We start from the raw sequence: 20,144 nt of genomic DNA on the forward strand, positions 1-20,144 counted from the left end.
GTAATTGGTTAATTGAAAAATTCACCTCTGCCCCTCCGCACCTCCGTATCTCTGCCTTTTACCACGGATTACCAACAATACTAAATGCTGACCAGTAATAGGGATGAGATAAGTCAGGATTACCCGGGTTAGCATCAGCAATTGGCAAAGTAATGGCTTTATCCGATAAGATTAATTGATTGTCTTCATACTTAACCTTTCCTTCAATCATTGCCATTTGCGCCCGTCGCCACGCTTCCGCTTTAATCGGTGCATCATCCAGATTATTGTAAAACTCTGCCATCATTGGCAATGTTCCCCAATCCTCGATGTACCATAAACTGGCTAATACTGATTTAACTCCAGCTTTAGCCGCAAATCCAGCAAACCCCAGTTCGGCACTTGGATCACCTAAGGCAGTACGACAAGCACTCAATACCACTAATTCTACAGCCGGATCATGCCAGCCTAAACTACGTACTTCGTCTATTCCTACCTTAGTATCCCATAACTGAATATAAGAATTACTGGGTGCGCCCGGTTCAAATTCTGCATGGGTAGCCAGGTGAATAATGCCAAAGGGTTTTTCTTCGCGTTTTGCCTTGAGATTGTTAACGGTAAAATTCTCATTGAGAAAGGCTTGACCACGCCATAAGGTATTAGTCAGAATCGATACCTCAGCCGCCGCTGCTGGTAATTGTTCCAGAAGAGGATTATCTGGAAAATCTGAAGCACCCATTGCCAAAACAGGCATCGTTTTAATATTGGCATAACGGGTATCTGTGAGACTCACACTGGGCATCAAACTCACACTATATCGCTCCACAATAAAGTTATCTCCATCATGGATAGCGGCTATGGGCAATGAGCGCAACCCTTCATCAAGAATAAAAACTAAATTTTCAATTCCTGTTTCTTGTAAATCTGTTTCTAAGGGGGCTACCATCCATTGATACAGTTGTTGGGCGTCATCTAAATATCCAAACCCACCATCAAGGATTTCTTGACGAAAGTTCTGTCCTGTATTCAGGACATCAGACTGTTTAGCCCCTGACACTCGCTTGGTAATAACATCCCGATCCGCTGTTACCAGCATCAGTTCTAATTCCTTTTCAGAGTTTGTACTACTCGGTACAAAAACCCCGTAAATTACAGCAGGTTTAACCCCAGTTGCCACTTCAATGCTACGCAAGCGATTGCGGATTTCATCCAAGGTGAGGATTTTTTCCGCCTCCATTCCCAGTTGTTTCTCAAATGCCTGGGTAAAGTAGCGCTCTATTTTGTAAACATCAGCGTTGATAATCGGCTCTTGATCCAAGGCGTTAGGAGTAGGAGGGCGCTCTAAAGGTTTCTTGAACTCTATTAGAGGACTATTGAAATTATTCGGATCAGTCGGATCAGTTGGATTAGTTGAAGGATCAGTTGTAATAATCCGGATATTGCCGAGAGTATGACTGCCTGGAAATGACTGAACAGGGGCAATCGTAAACTCACCACTGGTAATGGCTTGTGCCGTACCATTCGTATTGCCATTACCGACAACAAAAGGTTCAATCACCTCCTGTGCGCCACCATCATGACGAATGGTAATATCGCCACCACCGTTACCACCAGCCGTAGAAATGCTAGCGTCTATGCCATTTTGATCGGTAAAACTTCCTGTTGCCTGAAAGAATTGTTGTGTCGTGATGTCAACATCACCACCTTGACCATTGCTGCCGCCTTGGGCATTAATAGAATTGACGGTAATATCTTCCAAAGGATCAAGGGTAACGTTGCCGCCATCGCCTTCAGTGCCGCTAGAATTGATGGCTCCAGTTTGAATCCTGATATTCGCATTTACGGTAATATCGCCGCCAATAGCTGCAGAAGAATTTAAGTCACCCGTATTAATTGCTTCGGCTTGACTGGTGAGGTTAATGGTGCCGCCAGAGGTGGTGATATTTTCTGTAGTTAAGTTACTATTGGCAGTCACATTTACATTACTACCACCAGAATCTAAGTCACCACTCGTGACGTTTCCTGCTTCGCTGGTGAGGTTAATTGTGCCACCAGAGGTTGTGATATTTTCGGTGTTTAGATCATTACTAGCCGTTGCGTCTACACTACCACCGCCGGAATTCAAGTTACCGCTAGTGATGGTTCCTGCTTCACTGGTGAGATTAATTGTTCCACCAGACGTTGTAATAGTTTCTACAGTGATATTGTTCGTTGAACTTAATTCAACATTGCCTTCAGTTGCGGTAATATTGCCTACTATCAAGCCATCACTGGTGTTGAGTTCTAAATCTCCATTGAATAGTTGTAAATCACTCAAATTAACTATGCCAGTTCCTGATTGATGCGTAAAGCTAGTGGCTGCGATCGCGTCTTTTGCCGTCACATTCCCCGCACTAGCAATTGTCAGGTTTCCCAAGGCTGTACTGCTACCTACTTTACCCTCAAAGATCACATTACCCGTTCCCCCCGTAAGATTGAGATTGTGCGTCCCATCCAGAAGATTATTAAACAGGATATCTCCAGTTCCATTACCTGTAGACAAGAACGTTTCACCCGTCAGCGTGAAAGCCGTATCAACCTCAATGGTTCCACCCTGACTATTGAAACGAATCTCATCCCCATTGGTAGAAAAATTACCCCCATTCTGAATTTCTATATTGCCACCTTGAGTCACGAAATTAATCTCACCAGCATTGGTAGAGACATTGCCACCACTCTGAATTTCTATGTTGCCACCTTGAGTAGCGAAATTAATCTCACCATTAGTCGTAGCAATATTACCGCTGGTAAGAATATTACCGCCAGTCGTGTTCATATCAACATTGCCGTCAACGTTAATCGTTGCTGTTTCTCCAATATTGACATTTCCACCTGTGGAATTATTGTGTTCTACAACCAGATCTCCGTTCTTAGTAATAATCTCACCCAGAACATTAATATCTCCCCTTTCTCCGCCTGTGTCGAATTGAAGATATATATCGCCATTCCCCGAATTTAACTTAGCGTCAGAGGCTATTTCTATAAAAGCATCACCAGGATCACGAAATGCTTGTATAGCATCGCTATCATTGGAAATTAAGGTTAAATTCCCATCATCTGTGATGATATCTTTATTGATAACAATCCTTCGACCTGCTCTTAATTTCAGTGCTCCCCCAGTGCCTGCCCCATTGGCAGTGAGAATTGCTGAATTTACAGTGATGTCATTGTTTGCCTGAAACTCAATCTCGGTTCCCGTATTAGTAATGTTGGTAATCGTGGCGACATCAATTGTCACAGATTGGTTGGGATTATCATCAAACTCGAAGCTGGAGCCAAACAAATAAATATCCCCTTCATCGTTCATCCCTCCTGGCGCTCCCACCACCACGTTTCTTTCTACCCCAGCAACTGCATTACCAAAATTGCTGGGTGAATCCGAGGGCTTGGGAAAGGTTTGCCACAAACGTCCAGTGTCCGAATCTGGCAAGGGTTCATACAAATAGGTTGCATTTTCTCCGGGGGCGCTGACGACAACGTTAAACCCTAGCGCAGACTCCGCCGATTCTACGGCTGCGACTGCAGTACCAAATTGACCGTTATCAGCATTGGGACTAGAAAAAGTGTTTTGCAACTCGCCATCCTGATTAAACCAATAGGCAGCACCTTGAACTCCTTGTCCAAGATTATCACTAGGAGCGCCCACCAGTATTTGTGACCCCATCGCGGCAACTGAATGACCAAACCGTCCGCTATCTGTAGGATTAGGGCTGATCAAATATTGCTTTGGGTTCGGGTTACCATTACTAAATAGATAGGCAGCACCTGCTGTTCTTGTTTGATTCCCTACCATTACATTTTCTCCGGGCGCTCCTACCAGCACATCGGATTCCACTCCAGCTACCGAATAGCCAAATTGACCCCCAGCTACAGGATTGGAACTGAAAAAGTCTTCTAGTAAACTACCGTTACTGCTATCAAATAAATAAGCAGCACCTGAATCTGTTATTCCGTTGTGATCATCTCCTGGAGCGCCAACTAGAATATTTGACCCTACCCCAGCAACTGAAAAGCCAAACTTATCTTCAGCTTGGGGAGTAGGATTAGACAAGGTTCTCACCTGATTTTCTTCGAGATTAAAAAAGTAGGCAGAGCCGACATTCGATTCTCCTCCTATATCATCTCCAGGAGCGCCAATCAGCACGTTTAGTCCTACTCCAGCTACAGAAAAACCAAATTGGTCTCCCGTTGCATTAGGTGGCGTATCGGTATCGGGATTTATAAAGCTTTGCAATAAGCTTCCATCGTTACCATCAAATAAATAGGCAATACCTACGTCGTTCTGTCCGCCTTCATCGTATCCTGGATCACCTACGAGTACGTCTGAACCTAGCGCCGCAACTGAATAACCAAACTGATTTTCTGTTGATGAATTATTCGGATTAAAGCGTATCGCTAAGGGAGAATTCGCATCTCCAATCGTGATATTTTTAGGATCAAGGAGTAACGTACCCGGTTGACCGTTAATTGCTCCAGCATCAGCATGACCCGTAAAAATCAACAACTCTTTGCCAGAAACCTCAATAAATCCCCCATCTCCGGCTTCCGTTCCCCCACGGGCGCTTATCGTCCCGTAAAAGCCCGTCACTCCATCTGCCCAAGCAAACACCTCACCGCCTGTCCCCTGTTCCCCAGCATCAGCCGTAATCAGCGAGTTTTCACTGATTAGGGTTTGAGAGGCATTAAACGTACCTTGACCTTGATAGTCACCACCCAGTCGTACTGTTCCGCCGCCATACACCCCAGAAGCGTTAATTGTGGCATCAAATATACCCACTTTGTTGCCAAACACATTCACCGACTGGGAATCGACAGTAGGAGATGAATGAGACACATTCAGAGTGCCAGAGGCGATCGCAAGCCTGGCTTCTGCGGGTATAGTGATACCAGACTCCTGAAGCTGTACTTGACCTGTATCCGTAACGGTTAATCCCGTCTCTACGCTTTCCTCTGTACCCGTCAGCAGTGTTGGTAAATCCAAGGGATCAATTGCCTGTATCTCCCCATTCTCATTGGTAGATGGTACAATTTCTAAACTTAATAGTTGTCCCGGTTGACTGATCCGCACCCGATTAGATTCCGGTACAGCCGCCATTGTAATGGTGCCGCCCGGTGCAGTCAGTTGCCCGGTATTAATCGTATTTCCTGCCAGTAGGGTTAAATTATGCCCTTCGGATACGGCTAGATTGCCAGCATTAATTAGGGTTGCGGGTTGAGCTAAATCAAAGGCAAACTGACTGGGATCACCGATTAACGTCTGATAGTTATTTTCACTAAAGACATTGAACCACTGATCTCCCGCAAAACCAATTCCTGTCGCGGTTGTAAGTGTCAACGACGCGGGAAGATTTAAACTGCCATTCGCCCCAAATACAATCCCCGCCGGATTCATTAAAAATAAATTTGAGTTGCCCCCGGTAACTTGAATCAAACCATTAATAATTGAAGCTTCCCCACTAACTACTCGCCCCAAGATATTGCGAATTTCAGGATTAGACAAAAAGTTGGCAATTTCACCAGCGGAAAGACCAAAGTATTGGAAACTGTGAAATAGATTTTGCCCATCTCCGGAAAATGTGCCACCGTCGATGTTAAATTGGTTACCGTCTTGCTCAACCGTTGTCCCTACCTCATCACCTGCCCCGGTAACGGACTGAGCCATGATTAGACTTGGGGGGTTGATCGGTGTGGCTTCCTTGGTTACAATAGAATCTTTAGCAAAAGTATTCTGAGTAACTGAAGTGTTTGTTAATAGAGAGCTAGGCTTAAACTGAGGAACAATCGGTACGTCTGTTTGATCCACCTCGCGAGGGATTGAAGTCGCCTGAGTTGGCTTTATACTGGTAACACCCAAAAAAGGTAAAGTAGCCAACAGCAGAATTGCTCCTTTCATTGCAGAATTAATCATAGGGGCTACAAAACTCCGTGGAATAAATAGAACTGATGTATAGGACTTGACAGACAGAATTTTACTCAACCCTAAATAAGGCAAGTCCAAATTAGAAGCCGCACCGAATCCCAATACGATTACTCAGCTATCAAATGATACGTTGAAGTTTAAAGAGACACCAAAACTATTGCGGTTGAATTGTCGTCGAAAGTATCTGAATAATCAATCTGGATGATATCACTCCCCTTTCCAGCAAAAATGCGGCGAGGGTTCCACGCTTGTACCGATAGGTCAAGCGCTGGAGGAATCGCCGCCAACAAATGAAAAGGCGAAGCCATCCGCTTTATGAATAGTGTTGAGATATTTGCAATGAGTATCAAATTGTTTACCTCCATTTTTTGGATACAATGCGAAACTTGGCTTGGTTCTAATGGCTATACGCAATCCGTCATAATGCCCCGCATATTTACCTTTGGGAATACTGGCTTTGACAATATCTCCGGTCTTAAAACCGTGAGACAGCTTGAATCGACCCCGATGCTGTTTTGGTAACCCGTATTTGTCTGTTATCACTCGCTGTCTGACCCCATGACCTTTAGCGGTAATCAGCAAAGGATTATTGGTTAGAAACTGCAATTGAGGCGTTTCTCCCACAAGAGCCGCATCGTGCCAGTGGGTTTTACTGACTCCCTGTACGGCTCGGTTGTACTTAGTTTGTCCACCCGTCCCTGTGGTGACAGGTAAACCTAACTTCTTTAAAGCATTAAGTAATGCATATCGAGTTGAATTGACGGCGGCGGCATCAGCTAAAGGACGCTTAGCTTGAGACAAAATTCGTTTTAAGAGGTCAGGTTTTGAACTAAGGAAGTCTCGGATATCTTGATTTCCTTTAGCCTGATTACAAGGTACGCAAGCAAGCGTCAGATTACTGGGTCTATTAGAGCCACCTCGACTACGGGGGTGAATGTGTTCGACTTCAAGCGGAACATTTTCAACACCGCAGTAAGCACATTTTCTACCCCATTTTTCGAGAACATATTCACGCACCTCATACTGATAAAGGGTTCCTTGTTGGTAGCCTTCTTTTTGTCGGGTAGGGTCTGGCATTAGCTGCGTATTAAATCGCACTAATTCCGGCACGATACTTGACACCGGGCAGAACTGAATTAACCGTTTCACCCAAGTCAAAATGTTTTCGACTCGACTTAGTAAACTAGGGGGCAACCAACCTTGGGGGCGAGTTCGATTAAGGAATCTCGCCTGTCGATATCTTGTCTTGCGACTTCTGCGACCCCTGCGGAACGATCTACGAGTCAAGAGCGCGTCTCGAATTGCAAATCCGCGATGGGTAAGCTCGGCTCCCCAGATAACTTTCTCACCTTGCAGGAGTGCCAACCCGGTCACTTTTGCGCCTGGATCAATCTTGACCCTTCGGCTTCGCTCAGGGTCAACACCGAGCGAAGCCGAGGTGTTGATTTGACTTGGGGTAGAGTTAGGTTCAAGGGACAGATGCTTGAGAATAATAGTGAATGGATACCTGCGATACACGGCAGCTTTTTTACTACTGAGTAATCGCCTAGCTTGCCCTGGATGTATCGGGTCAAGTGGCTGTTTATTAGTATCGAGAACGAAAACAAAGTTAGACAATTTGTCCTCCGTTAAACGGGTAATGTGAGCCTCGCCAAAGTTATTGAAGTTTGTTCTGCCTGCCACACTTCCTCAACCCAACTCGGATGTTTAATGACAAGCCACAGAGCTATAAACTGGCTCAACGCATTCATAGGTGTGATGCCCTCAATAACGTAGTCATTTAAGACTTAGGCTGGTCAACTATGGGCGTTTTCACGCCCCGCTTCTATCCCCAAAGGGATGAAGCGTGGGTCGTTGACAGTTAAGCTATCTGTTATTTGGTTTTAGCTATGGTGAACCTAGGCATAAGTTCAATACCATGCCTCTCAAAGAAATTCCGAAGCCGGAATCCCTTTGCCGAAATGACTCAATTATGGTTAGCCACCAACCGATATTCTCCAATGACAACAAAATACTAAACCATTGGACAAGAAAGCCACAGTATTTAGTGATACACCACCTAGTACTTGAGAAAATATCCAATCTACTTCTTTATAGCACACTGGTTTAAGGGTCAGGCGGCTATCGAATTAAAATTAGGGGCGATAAGCTGTTTCTAGTACATGAGAACAGCCAAAGTGCAAAAATGAGGGACTGATCGAACGAGATAGTGTAGCGGGGCGGGATCTTACAGGCTCGAATCAAGTCGCTGATATCTCGTGTTTAACCTGGAATTAGGAACATCCAGTAGAGATAGCGGTTTTTGGCAACGATGGAAGACAAGCAACCTTAGTTAGGGAACAGGGTGATTGATAATTCTCAATTGAGAACCACTATGCCAATGTGGGGATCACTGAGCCAAAGCACTACAGCATTCAGTAATGGGTTTGGATGCGATCGCGTCGAGTTCAATATCCTCTAACAAGTTACTCCAATCCATCGCCAGGGCGTAATTGGCTGTCTGAGTACGGCGAAGATTGCCGATCAGAGTGAGAGGGTCAAACCAAATCCCATTTCGGGCTAAAACAACGGCGCGATCGCGGGGAGTCAACGCCCGATTCAATCCTTGTTGGAGTTCAGCCGTTAAAGGAACACGTTGGATGGAACCTCTAACTCGGACTCGTTTGGGATCAGTGCGAACAATCGCTGCTTGGGGATCTTCACAGTAAACGGTAAAAATCCAGTTGTAGTATTGGTTTTCCTTTAGCGCGGGTAGGGTTGGCGGTAAAGAAATACTAATCACACCGGGTAGGGCGTTCGTCACAGGATAGGTGGTTTCGTACACTTTCTCACCCTGATCACTCCAGAGGGCAAATTTCATTGAGTCGAATGTATTCGCGCCATCAGGAATATAGAACCAGAAGGTGGGATGTTCCTCTACCGTTAATCCCACATTGGTATCGGGAATCAGGGCGAACAAAGATTCTCCAGATTGACTTCCCCCACAGAGACTACGACTCGCGCCACCTGTACGATTACCGGAACGGGGGCTTCCCCGACCCGATAGATCCAGATTAAACTCAAGCATATCTTGCAGCGAGGGAGTATTACTCGCTGAGTTGGTCGGTTGAGAGTAAGTCGGAATCGGACTAACCAGACAACCAACCACGACTGATGCGATCGCCACAACCCGTTTGATGGGTGGAGACGATATAGGTATCCTACTCATGACTTAGTAAAGTCTATAGATTTAGACACTTACATAGTACAAGTGCCAGTGTCTTAATCCGGATTTACGATAGAAAAACAGGTAATTATATTGATTTGGGGACTAGATATAAACTCAAGTTGCCAACTTGCTGATTTTATAATGATTTTAAGATTGGCAATTTACACGGCTTTTTACCGCTTTTCTGGCTTTTGGGTTATGTTTGCCAACCTAATCGAGAGCTTACAGGCTTTTTGTAGCTGTAGCGACTCCTCGCGCCTGCAAGCCTAACTAGCCTTAACCCGATTCGGCTTAAGGCTTAACTGATTAGGGAAGGGATTAGAGATACTTTTCTAGAGTGTTTGCTAGCGTCGTTTTCGGAACTGCACCCACAACCATATCAACTCGTTGTCCTCCTTTAAAAATCATTAAGGTCGGAATGCTGCGAATCCCATACTGACTGGCTACATTAGGATTTTCGTCAGTGTTGAGCTTCACAACCTTGATCTGACCTTCGTACTGTTGTGCGATTTCATCCACCACAGGTGCGACCATCCTACACGGGCCACACCAAGGTGCCCAAAAATCTACTAAAACGGGAACGTCACTATCTAGGACGTCTTGCTTAAAACTGGCGTCTGTAACTGCTACGGCTGTTGACATGCCTGGAAATCCTTGCGTGTACTATTTTCTATGTGTCTTGGGATATTTTACCACAGAGAAAACTGAGCGTTCCCCTGCAAAAAAAGTATATATTTAGACATAAATCGTCACATTTAGTCGATTAAGATGTTAAACTATCCTGACATTAGAGCTTGACCCCCAAAAAGGAACCGCCCGAACATAGTCCGGGCGGAGTGTGGTGTGAGGAGTGAACGGAAACATGCGTCTCCGCTTTCTCTATGTTAACTTACATCAGTGGGGTTTGGGGCAGTTTGTCAACCCCAAAAATTTTATTTACCCATTCCCAACTGCTGCGCTTTCTGGTAAACTTTCCCTTCTGTCAGCAAGGATGGCGCAATCACGACCTCCACTTGCTGCATTTCCTTCAAGTTCTTAGCGCCCAAGGTTCCCATACTGGTTTTCAGCGCCCCTAAAAGATTGTGAGTGCCGTCATCCAGTTGTGCCGGTCCAATCAAAATTTCCTGTAATGTTCCTGTACTCCCGACTTGGATGCGCGTTCCTCGGGGCAGAACCGGGCTAGGGGTTGCCATTCCCCAGTGAAACCCACGTCCTGGGGCTTCTTTGGCACGAGCCAGAGGAGAACCAATCATCACCGCATCTGCGCCACAAGCGATACATTTACAGATATCTCCCCCGGTAATTAACCCACCATCAGCAATGACTGGCACATAATTACCCGTCTCTTGATGATAATCATCACGGGCTGCTGCACAATCCGCCACCGCCGTCGCCTGGGGGACTCCCACACCCAGAACGCCCCGCGAGGTACAAGCGGCACCCGGACCAATTCCCACTAATATCGCTGCTGCACCTGCTTTCATTAGGTTCAGGGCAACTTCGTAGGTGACACAATTGCCCAAAACCACGGGCATTGGCATATCCTGGCAGAACTGGGCTAAATCTAGGGGGGTGACTGACTCTGGTGACAGGTGAGCCGTGGACACCACAGTGGCTTGGATGAAGAATAAATCAGCACCCGCTGAGGCGACAATTTCACCGTATTTAATCGCGCCTGCTGGCGTCGCACTCACCGCCGCAATCCCACCTTGGTCTTTGATTTCCTGAATTCGCTGGCTGATTAATTCCGGTTTAATCGGTTCGGCATACAACTCCTGCATCAGATTAACGAATTCTGACTTACCCACAGAGGTGATTCGCTCTAATATCGGAGCAGGGTCAGCATAACGGGTTTGAATGCCTTCGAGGTTAAGCACCCCTAGCGCTCCTATCTCAGATAGGATAACTGCCATTCGCACATCGATCACGCCATCCATCGCACTGGCAATGATCGGAATGTCTCGTTCGATGCTCCCCAAACGCCAACGGGTGTCTGCCAAATTAGGGTCTAGCGTCCGTTGTCCGGGGACTAGTGCGATTTCATCGATGCCATAAGCTCTGCGAGCTGTCTTACCTCGCCCAATTTGAATATCCACGCTTCTCTATTCGTTCCCAAGACTATTTAAGCTAGGGTATCAAATTTTGTTCTTTGTCATTGGTCATTGGTCATTGGTCATTGGTCATTTGTCATTCGTCATTGGTCATTTGTCATTCGTCATTTGCTTCCCTAGCTCCCCCAGCTCCCTCTGCTCCCTCTGCTCCCTCTGCTCCCTCTGCTCCCTCTGCTCCCTCTGCTTCCCCTGCACCTTTGCCTCAACTGTGACGAGTTCTAGGATCTTCGCGATCGCGATCGCTCTTTGACCCAGATGTCCGATGGGGTGGCGTAGAATCCTCATCACTCTTAACCTGAGACGGTTCGACGACAAGTTTCGCGGCTGCGGAAGACGGTTGTCGTTGTCCAGGAGATTTTGCCGGGGGTGGAGGTGGCGGGGTTTGCCGTTTGGCTAAGGCGGGAGTCTCGGATTCGGCTGAGGACTCTGGCGGCTTCGGGTTGCCATTTTCTCCCGTTTGAGTCGGATTATTCCGTACCAACTGACTCACTTGACCAATTAAGTTTCCTAGCTTCCCTTCATCCAGAAGCGTATTAATTAACGATAAGCCACTGGTTGAGAGTAAGAGTTTGTTAATATCACCCATGCCATTCCCATGACCATTGCCATTACTGCCATTCATCCCAGGAAACGCGAAAATTCGGGTATCTCCTAAAATTCCCGGTTGTGGCGCTAAGGCTTTGGCAATTTCTGGGAGTTTGTCTACCAAATCGGGCCAAATTGTGGTCAGCACTTGGGCGCTTAATTTGGAGTCACTCAATGTATTCTCGGCTTCAATGATTGCTCGTTTTCCTTCGGCTTCAGCCAGGGCTTTATCCCGATTCGCTTGGGCTAATGTGCGAATGGATTCCGCTTCTAATTCTGCCGCTTGACGGGCAATTTCGGCTTGACGACGACGGCGGAAGACATCGATTTCTACGACGTTTTGGTCTGCAATCCGCCGTTTTTCTGCCTCTTGTTCGGCTGAAATTAAGGATAAGCGTTTTTCCCGTTCCGCTTTTTCTATCTCTGTCGCCGTAACCACACCGGATTCGGCTTGAGCGCGTTCGGCTTCAGCGGCAAAGCGTTCCCGTTCTTTATTGGCAATAGCAACAGCCGCTTCCTGTTTTGCCACTTTTGATAAGCGTTCGGCTTCAGCCACCCGGACTTGGGCTTCTAGGCGGGAGGAATCGACGGTTTGCTGACGGGTAATTTCGGCAATTTCGGCTTCCTGTTTTTGGGTGGTTTGGGCGACTTTTAGCTGTTTATTCCGTTCCTCTAGGGCAATATCAGCTTGAATTTGGTTTTCTTGAACTGAGAGTTTGCGGCGAATTTCTTCTTCTTCAACGGACTTATCTTGTAAAATCTTTGTCCGTTGTATGGTGGCAGCTTCTCGGTCTTTGGCTTCTTGAATTTCCCGTTGTCGCTGGGATTTTAGGGATTCAACTTCTAGTTGTTGTCCGAGAGTGGCGTCTTCTTGTTCTCTGGCGATTCGCAGGGATTGCTTTTGGGCATCAAGTTCCTGCTGTTCAATTCTTACCTGGGTACTTAGTTCAACTTCCCGTTTTTGTTGGATGGAGCGTTGAATAGTTTCGGTTCGCAGGCGGACTCCTTGGGCGTCGAAGAAGTTATTGGTATCGTAGGTATCGCTTTCTTCGATTTCAGAAATGGCGATATTATTCAGGGTTAAGCCGACTTTTTTTAGGTCAGGCTGAATCAGATTTAAGACTTCATCGGCAAACCCTAATTTATCAGAATCAATTTCCGCTAAACTCTTCTTCTTCGCCGAGGCTCGAATCGCATCATCTGCCCGTTTTTCTAGGGCTTCTTTAATATCTTCAGTCGAAACTCGTCCTTGTTTCGAGAGTCGGGCAGCAGCGGTTAATACATCGTCTTTATCGGCATTAATACAGACATAAAACGTTGCCCGCATATTTGCCCGCAGGTAGTCTTGAGTGCGAACGGCTAGGTTTCCGGTGCGTTCTACATCAATAGAAATTTCCCGTAAGGGGACACGAGTCAGTTCATGGAAACCGGGCAACACCGCACAACCGCCATACAAAATGACTTTTTTTTGTTTAACAAAAAAGCCACCCGTTCTGACAAAGGCTTCGTTGTTGGGGGTAATTTTGTAAACCAGTTTATACGCCCATAATGTGGCGATGAGTCCTAAAATGATTGCCGCGATCACACCGGGGAACAGGAGGATACCACTGGGTAACTGTGCCAGGGTAGATGATACTGGAACAGGCTGGGAGGTTGATGTCGTCGATGATTGTGACATGGTAGTTTGCGCTCTCAATCTATATGTTGTATTGAAGCCTGAAACTTATACACATTTAGACTTTGTGTAAGAAGAATCACAGTTTGCCTGAACGGAATAGAAATGGTTGTGTATGCAGCCGTTACTGTGAATCCTGAGGTTGGGATGAATTAGATAACCACTGTTGTTGATCAGAACTATCTTTAGTAATCACCCGATAGCTTTCGGGTTGTCGGTCAATGACTAAGACTTGATTACCCCGATTGGGAATAACGTTTGCCCATTTCGGTAGGGTGGCATTAATTGTCACCAAATTGCCACTAGGATCAATCACATCTACTTGACCGATTTTGCCTTGACTTTCCAGGGGAATTGAACTAGAACTGACGCTACCCTGACACCCAATTAAGCGATCGCCACTGGTATCTTCACCAAATGTGGCAAAAATTCTGCCCAAGGGTCGAGAAATTAAGCCACCACTGAATAAACTTAGGAGTAGGGATGCACCAGCGACGACACCGCCGAAGAAACCCGTGGGAATCGTACCTGTGATATTCCCGATCGCCACATTAATCATCCAGCCGAAAACTCCCACCAGACAACAGTCGGTGGCGAGTAGCAAAATTAGGGGAACTTTACCCACACCCAGAAAACTGAACATTGATCCCATGGCAAAATTGCCATCGGCATCCACATCAGCATCTACATCGGCATCGATATCAAAATCATCATCACCGCCACCGGAGACAATGACAACCAGAAATAAGAGGATACCCATCCCGAGGAAAATCCAGTAGGGCAGGTTAAGCAGGTTGAATAGCATGGATCGAGGTAGCGATCGCGACTGTAGCGTGACGCTCTATTAACGGATATTCTCAGCCTAGCGAGGAATGGACAAAATGGCTTCACCCCGCTAGAATACTTAACGTTTTGCTCGCCCAAAAGAATTCTTGGCGAAAAAGACACATCCGGATGAGATAGGCTATAATCCTTTATTGTAGAGACGCGCCATGGCGCGTCTCTTACACGGCGGCATCGCCAAGTGGTAAGGCAGGGGCCTGCAAAGCCTTTACCCCCAGTTCGAATCTGGGTGCCGCCTTTTTTAAATAGAAAAGAATGAATGTGCGATCGCCTGTGCCATGATCTACCACAAAAACGGCACAATCACATTATGGATGCAAAGTGATTAATTGAGAGCATCGACGTACATTTACATAACCAGCGTGCGATCGCGGTTTCCTTCGTAGGGGCGCACGGCGTGCGCCCATTACCCGGTGGCGTGCGCCCATTACCCGGTGGCGTGCGCCGTGGATTACTGATGAGGTACAGTCTCTAAGCAAGATCCCCAACTTCTTCAAGAAGTCGGGGATCTGTCTGTGTACCTCACTTACTGGAAAAGCGCTGTAATGTGCGCCAGGAAAGACAACCGGGGTATATTAACGGTCAAGCAGTGCGATCGCATTCATACACACCGGGAAAATCCTACGCCCACAACCGCCAATATCATGGGCGCACGCAGGGAAATAGGTACAACACCTACATTGATTCAGGGCGCACACCAATATTGATTCAGGACACACCAGGATTTTAAGGGCGCACGCCATGCGCCCCTACAAGACGCAAAAAAAAATGGAATGGATGGATAATCAAAACCGTGGTGGTAAATCCGGTTTTTACGGCAATAAGTAAGATAGTCAACACCTTTTTTATCCAGAAAACCCAAGCGTGAGAGATCGCCAGGGCAACTATGAAGGGACAAAGAGTGACATCTCCTAGTGTATCAATTGTCTCAACGGTTGCGATCGCCTAAAAGTCAAGCGGAATGCTGGAAACCCTTGAGTGCAGTGAAGGGCGAGTTCCAAAAGTCTTAACCTTTCTGCCTTGCAGTGTTGGCGCAGGGCGGATTTTATTGGTAACGGCGTCAGTGCTGTATTGTTGAGGCGGACTTTATTGGATCTATGTTTGTAGTTCTGAGTCGGGGTTGAGTCTCAAAGCGTCGTCAGCGAGGCTCAACAGAGCAACTAAACCATTCCCACGCCAAGAACTCAAGTTCTTGGCTCAAAGCGCAAGTCGTCTAAAGACGACTCGGATTCTTATAGAAACAACCCCAACAGTGCGATCGCAGATTTTGTAGGGTGCGTTAATGAAATGTAACGCACCATGTATAGCTTGATTGAATCTATGTCTGTAGTCCTGAGTCATGGGCGAGGCTCAGAGTGTCCCCAGTCAAGGCTCAAAGCGTCATGGGCGAGGCTCAGAGTGTCCCCAGTCAAGGCTTAAAGCGTCATGAGCGAGGCTCAGAGCGTCCCTAGTCGAGGCTTAAAGCGTCATGAGCGAGGCTCAGAGCGTCCCTAGTCGAGGCTCAAAGCGTCATGAGCGAGGCTCAGAGCGTCCCTAGTCGAGGCTCAAAGCGTCATGAGCGAGGCTCAGAGCGTCCCTAGTCGAGGCTCAAAGCGTCCTTAGTCGAGGCTCAACAGAGCAACCTAACCATTCCCCCGCCAAGAACTCAAGTTCTTGGCTCAAAGCGCAAGTCGTCTAAAGACGACTCAAATTCTTATAGAAACAACCCCAACAGTTAGACACGTCTGTCTACATCGAAACGCTTTTGCTATACCCTAGTTATTAGAAGAGGAGAATAAAATGCCGTGAATGTTTTAATTGGCAACCGGAAATGATAGGAAAAGAATTACTATGACCACCGAATATCACGTCAAACTGATTCAAACAGGAAATACCCAAACTCTAACCATTCCCCAAGACTTAACTCTATCTACAACAGATGTCACCATCCGCCAAGAAGACGGCAAACTGATTATCGAACCCTACCAGAAAAAATCCCTGCTCTCAGTTCTCGCCACTCTCGAACCCCTAGATGAAGACTTTCCCAATGTTGACGCAGGAGTATTACCCCTAGACGATATCGAACTTTAAAAAGACACGCCCTGATGTCTCTCTACAGATATGAATTACTCCTATTTATTAGATACGAACATCATTTCAGAATTAGTCAAGCATCCCAGAGGACAAATTTTTACAAAAATCCAAAGTGTTGGCGAGGCAACAATCTGTACAAGCATCATCGTCGCTTGTGAGTTAAGATTTGGAGCCAGAAAAAAGAACTCGCCTCAACTCACCCAAAACATTGAAGCCATCTTAGATAGTCTGGAGATTTTGCCTCTAACCTACCCCGTAGAGCAATATTATGCTGAAATCCGAACTCATTTAGAACAACAAGGAACACCTATTGGCGGTAACGATTTATTGATTGCTGCTCATGCTCTCAGTTTGAATCTCACCGTCATCACCAATAATGTTCGTGAATTTTCTCGTGTCCCTAATTTAAAACTAGAAAACTGGCTCAATTAAACCGTATCACCCAATCACCCCCTCTGTCTTTTGCGATACCATAGTTAGCATCTCCTCTCTCAATTGCCCCATGGATGAACAACGCCAACAAGCCTATCTAACCCTGATTAATGCCCTATTAACCTGTCCCAGTGGTGAGGAAGGGCAGACATTACAGGATAACGCGGAGTTAGTTGATGCCGGGTTAGTGGCAACCATGATACAGGTAGCGGAAGAGTTAGCAGAGAGGGGCGATGAAAATGCCGCGCAGTTTTTAGTCGGGCTTGCCAATCAGTTAGGGGAGTTTTTGGGATTATCCGCCTCAACCGCAACTCCTGAAGCCCAACTCGACTTCCTGGTTGAAGTATTACAAGCAACGTCAGATAGTGATGTTGATCCGCAAGTTGTCTATCCCCTCCTCCAGAAAAACCTGCATCTGTTAGATGATAACTTTGCCCGGATATTACGCGACTGGGCAACCGCAACACTGGCAGAGGTGGAAGCCGCACAAGCCCAAGCTATTGCCGCCGTTATTGGTAATTTCAGTAATCTGATCCAGCAGTTTCCTTTAGGGAGTCAAGCAACTAACCTGGAAATCGCGATAACGGGTTATGAATTGATGCTCACTATCTTTACCCGCGAGAATTACTCAGAAACTTGGGCATTAATTCAAAATAATCTGGGTGCTGCCTACAGAAACAGAATCCGGGGAGAAAGGGCAGAGAATATCGAACGTGCGATCGCATCCTATCAAGCCGCCCTGGCAGTCTACACCCGTGACGCCTTTCCTAGCAATTGGGCAACCACGCAAAATAATCTGGGGCTTGCCTACAGTGACAGAATCCGGGGAGAAAGGGCAGAGAATATCGAAAGTGCGATCGCATCCTATCAAGCCGCCCTTCAAGTCTACACCCGTGAGGCTTTTCCCCAAAACCATGCTACAACCCAATTTAACCTAGGACTTGCCTACCGAGACGCCCAACAATTGGACAACGCCTATCATGCCTTTGCCGCAGCGATTGATACGGTTGAATTCCAGAGAGTTGAAATTAGTTTAGGTACGGCTAATGATGCCGATAAACAGAAACTCGCGGAAGAATGGAATTCACTCTATTCCAATATGATCAAAGTCTGTCTAGAATTAGCAGACAATACCCAAGCCTGGGAATACATCGAACGCAGCAAAACCCGTAATCTGATTGACAACCTCACCAGCCGCAGCCTTTACCCTGACGGACAGATTTCTACCCAGAGACAAGAGGAATTACAACAGTTACAGGAAGAGATTTGGAGTGAACAGCGACGGTTGAATCAGCTACAGGGGGCTGGGGAACAAAAGTTATCGGAAAAATCGATAACTCCAGCAGAGATAGACTACAGCCACATCAACCAACTGCGCCAGCGTTACAACGAACTTTATCCCTATAAACCCTTAAAATTTGACCAACTCTCCCCACTGATTGATAAAAATACGGCAATTATTGAATGGTATATTTTCGATGATTGCTTCCGTGCGGTGATTATTAATGACCTAACCCCCCAGCCCCCTTCCCTGCAAGGAAAGGGGGAGAATTTAGGAAAAGGAAAGGGGGAGAATTTAGGGAATAATAATCAGAATTCAAAGCCTCTCTCCTCGCAGGAGAGAGGTTTGGAGAGAGGTTTCCCCTCCATCTGGACATCCACCCCTGAAGACTTAGCCAACCTCAAAACCTGGGCTGAAGACTATCTCCAAGCCTACTACGCCCCCAGACGTGCCGAAACCGACACCGACACAGAACAACTCAAACAAGACTGGCAAACCTCACTCCCCTCACGCCTCAACCAGCTAGCCGAAATCCTCCATATAAAAGATATCCTCACCCACATCCCCGAAACCTGCACCCAATTAATCCTGATTCCTCATCTTTATCTCCACCTATTCCCCCTCCACGCCTTAAACCTATTCCCCCGTTTCCCTGACGGTATCCGTTATCTCCCCAGTTGCCAACTCCTGCACCAACTCCAGCAGCAACAACGCCCTGACTTCCAGCGCCTATTTGCCATTCAAACCCCCACATCAGATTTATACGAACAAGACATCGGCGCAGTATCTGCCATCAAAACCCAATTTCCCCAGATTGATAGCCTCAAAAAAGACAAAGCCAGCAAATCCGCCCTCCTCTCCTCTAGGGAAACCCTCGACGCCGCCAACAGTCTGCTATTCTTCTGTCACGGCTATTTCAATCCAGGTTCTCCCCTAGATTCTGGCTTACAGCTAGCCGATGATAACCTCACCCTGGAAGACATCATCGCTGATTTCCGCCTGAGTCATTGTCGCCTCGTCACCCTTTCCGCCTGCGAAACCGGATTAACCGACTTGAGAAATATCAGCGATGAATATATTAGCCTACCCTACGGTTTCCTGTTAGCCGGGAGTACCAATGTTGTCAGTAGCCTGTGGGCAGTCAGCGCGTCGGCTACAGCATTATTAATGGTGAAACTGTATCAGGAACTCCAGCAGCAAGAGAACATTGCCCTCGCCCTGAATACCGCCCAATGCTGGCTCAGAGATAGCACCGTGCAGGACTTTCGCGCATGGCTACCCCACTCCCGACTGAGTGGTGATTGGCAAGATGAACTGGATGAATATTTTGAGGAAATTGAAGATGAACAAGGAACAACTGCCAAACCGTTTAATTCACCTTATTACTGGGCAGCATTTTGTGCCATAGGCAAAGGAGTATAGCTAATGTCTGTTTATGAAAAAAATATCCAGGCTTTTATTCGTTTGATTGAATCTGAATTGATTCCCGCCGAAGACTGGACAGATTTGAATCAATTTAGCCAAAATTTACCAGAGGATGCGGAGGAAATATCGGCAGCCATTCACAAGTGGCTAGAACCTGAATCTCGTCGTCCGATTCGAGAGGCTTTAAAAAAGCGCAAGAAAGAGATGAAATCGGGTTCGATCAAGTCGGACAATACTCTTGGTGTTGGCGGAAGCAAATCTCCCACGCCAGCGAACCAACAAAGCCCAGCGGCGAAGGACATGATTATTAATCATATTCTCAGACATTCACCCCCATCCACCCCACAGACAAACCCACCTAATACTCAAGGTTCAACTTAAGCGACTATCCACACAAATACAGCAGATGAAATGATTATTTTAGTTGACTAAATTTGAACCGACAAGCCATTTTTTCCCCTCATCCCCTAACCCCTTCTCCCAACCCCCCTCGTTCCCCCCTACAAGAGGGGGGATGACAGAGGATGCTTCGCTTTTGTTGCATAGGAGAAGGGGAACTAAGTCGTCATGCA

The 20,144-nt window shown here is 46.6% G+C and carries 11 protein-coding genes and 1 tRNA gene; 5 read left to right on the forward strand and 7 right to left on the reverse strand.

Annotated elements, in window-relative coordinates:
• Positions 1–58: 58 nt before the first annotated feature.
• From RIG66_RS22190 to RIG66_RS22220, 7 genes are all read right to left on the reverse strand, one after another.
• Positions 59–5,926, reverse strand: coding sequence for a CHAT domain-containing protein (locus RIG66_RS22190; RefSeq protein ID WP_446380897.1), 5,868 nt, complete (start codon positions 5,924–5,926; stop codon positions 59–61).
• Between the two features lie 273 nt (positions 5,927–6,199).
• Entirely contained in the window at positions 6,200–7,555 is a 1,356-nt protein-coding gene (iscB, locus tag RIG66_RS22195; RefSeq protein WP_446380906.1) for an RNA-guided endonuclease IscB, read from the reverse strand.
• A 772-nt stretch (positions 7,556–8,327) separates the two neighbouring features.
• Positions 8,328–9,146, reverse strand: a complete 819-nt coding sequence (locus tag RIG66_RS22200; protein ID WP_446380898.1) for a DUF928 domain-containing protein — start codon at positions 9,144–9,146, stop codon at positions 8,328–8,330.
• A 318-nt stretch (positions 9,147–9,464) separates the two neighbouring features.
• Complete coding sequence (trxA, locus tag RIG66_RS22205) at positions 9,465–9,788, reverse strand: thioredoxin (protein ID WP_044206943.1); 324 nt, start codon at positions 9,786–9,788, stop codon at positions 9,465–9,467.
• A gap of 290 nt (positions 9,789–10,078) precedes the next feature.
• Positions 10,079–11,242, reverse strand: coding sequence for a GuaB3 family IMP dehydrogenase-related protein (locus tag RIG66_RS22210; RefSeq protein ID WP_446380899.1), 1,164 nt, complete (start codon positions 11,240–11,242; stop codon positions 10,079–10,081).
• Between the two features lie 217 nt (positions 11,243–11,459).
• On the reverse strand, positions 11,460–13,520 hold the full coding sequence (locus RIG66_RS22215; protein WP_446380900.1) for a flotillin family protein: 2,061 nt from the start codon (positions 13,518–13,520) through the stop codon (positions 11,460–11,462).
• A 121-nt stretch (positions 13,521–13,641) separates the two neighbouring features.
• Positions 13,642–14,322: a DUF1449 domain-containing protein gene (locus RIG66_RS22220; protein WP_446380901.1), complete on the reverse strand. Its 681-nt coding sequence runs from the start codon at positions 14,320–14,322 to the stop codon at positions 13,642–13,644.
• Positions 14,323–14,527: 205 nt separating this feature from the next.
• Here RIG66_RS22220 and RIG66_RS22225 point away from each other — a divergent pair.
• The 5 genes from RIG66_RS22225 to RIG66_RS22245 all read left to right on the forward strand — a co-directional run bounded on the left by RIG66_RS22225 (position 14,528) and on the right by RIG66_RS22245 (position 19,953).
• Positions 14,528–14,598, forward strand: a tRNA-Cys gene (locus tag RIG66_RS22225).
• 1,592 nt (positions 14,599–16,190) lie between these two features.
• Entirely contained in the window at positions 16,191–16,430 is a 240-nt protein-coding gene (locus RIG66_RS22230; RefSeq protein ID WP_446380902.1) for an antitoxin, read from the forward strand.
• A gap of 30 nt (positions 16,431–16,460) precedes the next feature.
• Entirely contained in the window at positions 16,461–16,865 is a 405-nt protein-coding gene (locus RIG66_RS22235) for a PIN domain-containing protein (RefSeq protein ID WP_446380903.1), read from the forward strand.
• A gap of 70 nt (positions 16,866–16,935) precedes the next feature.
• Positions 16,936–19,569: a CHAT domain-containing protein gene (locus RIG66_RS22240; protein WP_446380904.1), complete on the forward strand. Its 2,634-nt coding sequence runs from the start codon at positions 16,936–16,938 to the stop codon at positions 19,567–19,569.
• 3 nt (positions 19,570–19,572) lie between these two features.
• Positions 19,573–19,953 (forward strand): hypothetical protein, encoded by a 381-nt coding sequence (locus RIG66_RS22245; RefSeq protein ID WP_446380905.1) that lies wholly within the window; start codon positions 19,573–19,575, stop codon positions 19,951–19,953.
• Positions 19,954–20,144 lie beyond the last annotated feature (191 nt).

Source organism: Coleofasciculus sp. E2-BRE-01, from assembly GCF_040221695.1.
GTDB lineage: Bacteria > Cyanobacteriota > Cyanobacteriia > Cyanobacteriales > Coleofasciculaceae > Coleofasciculus.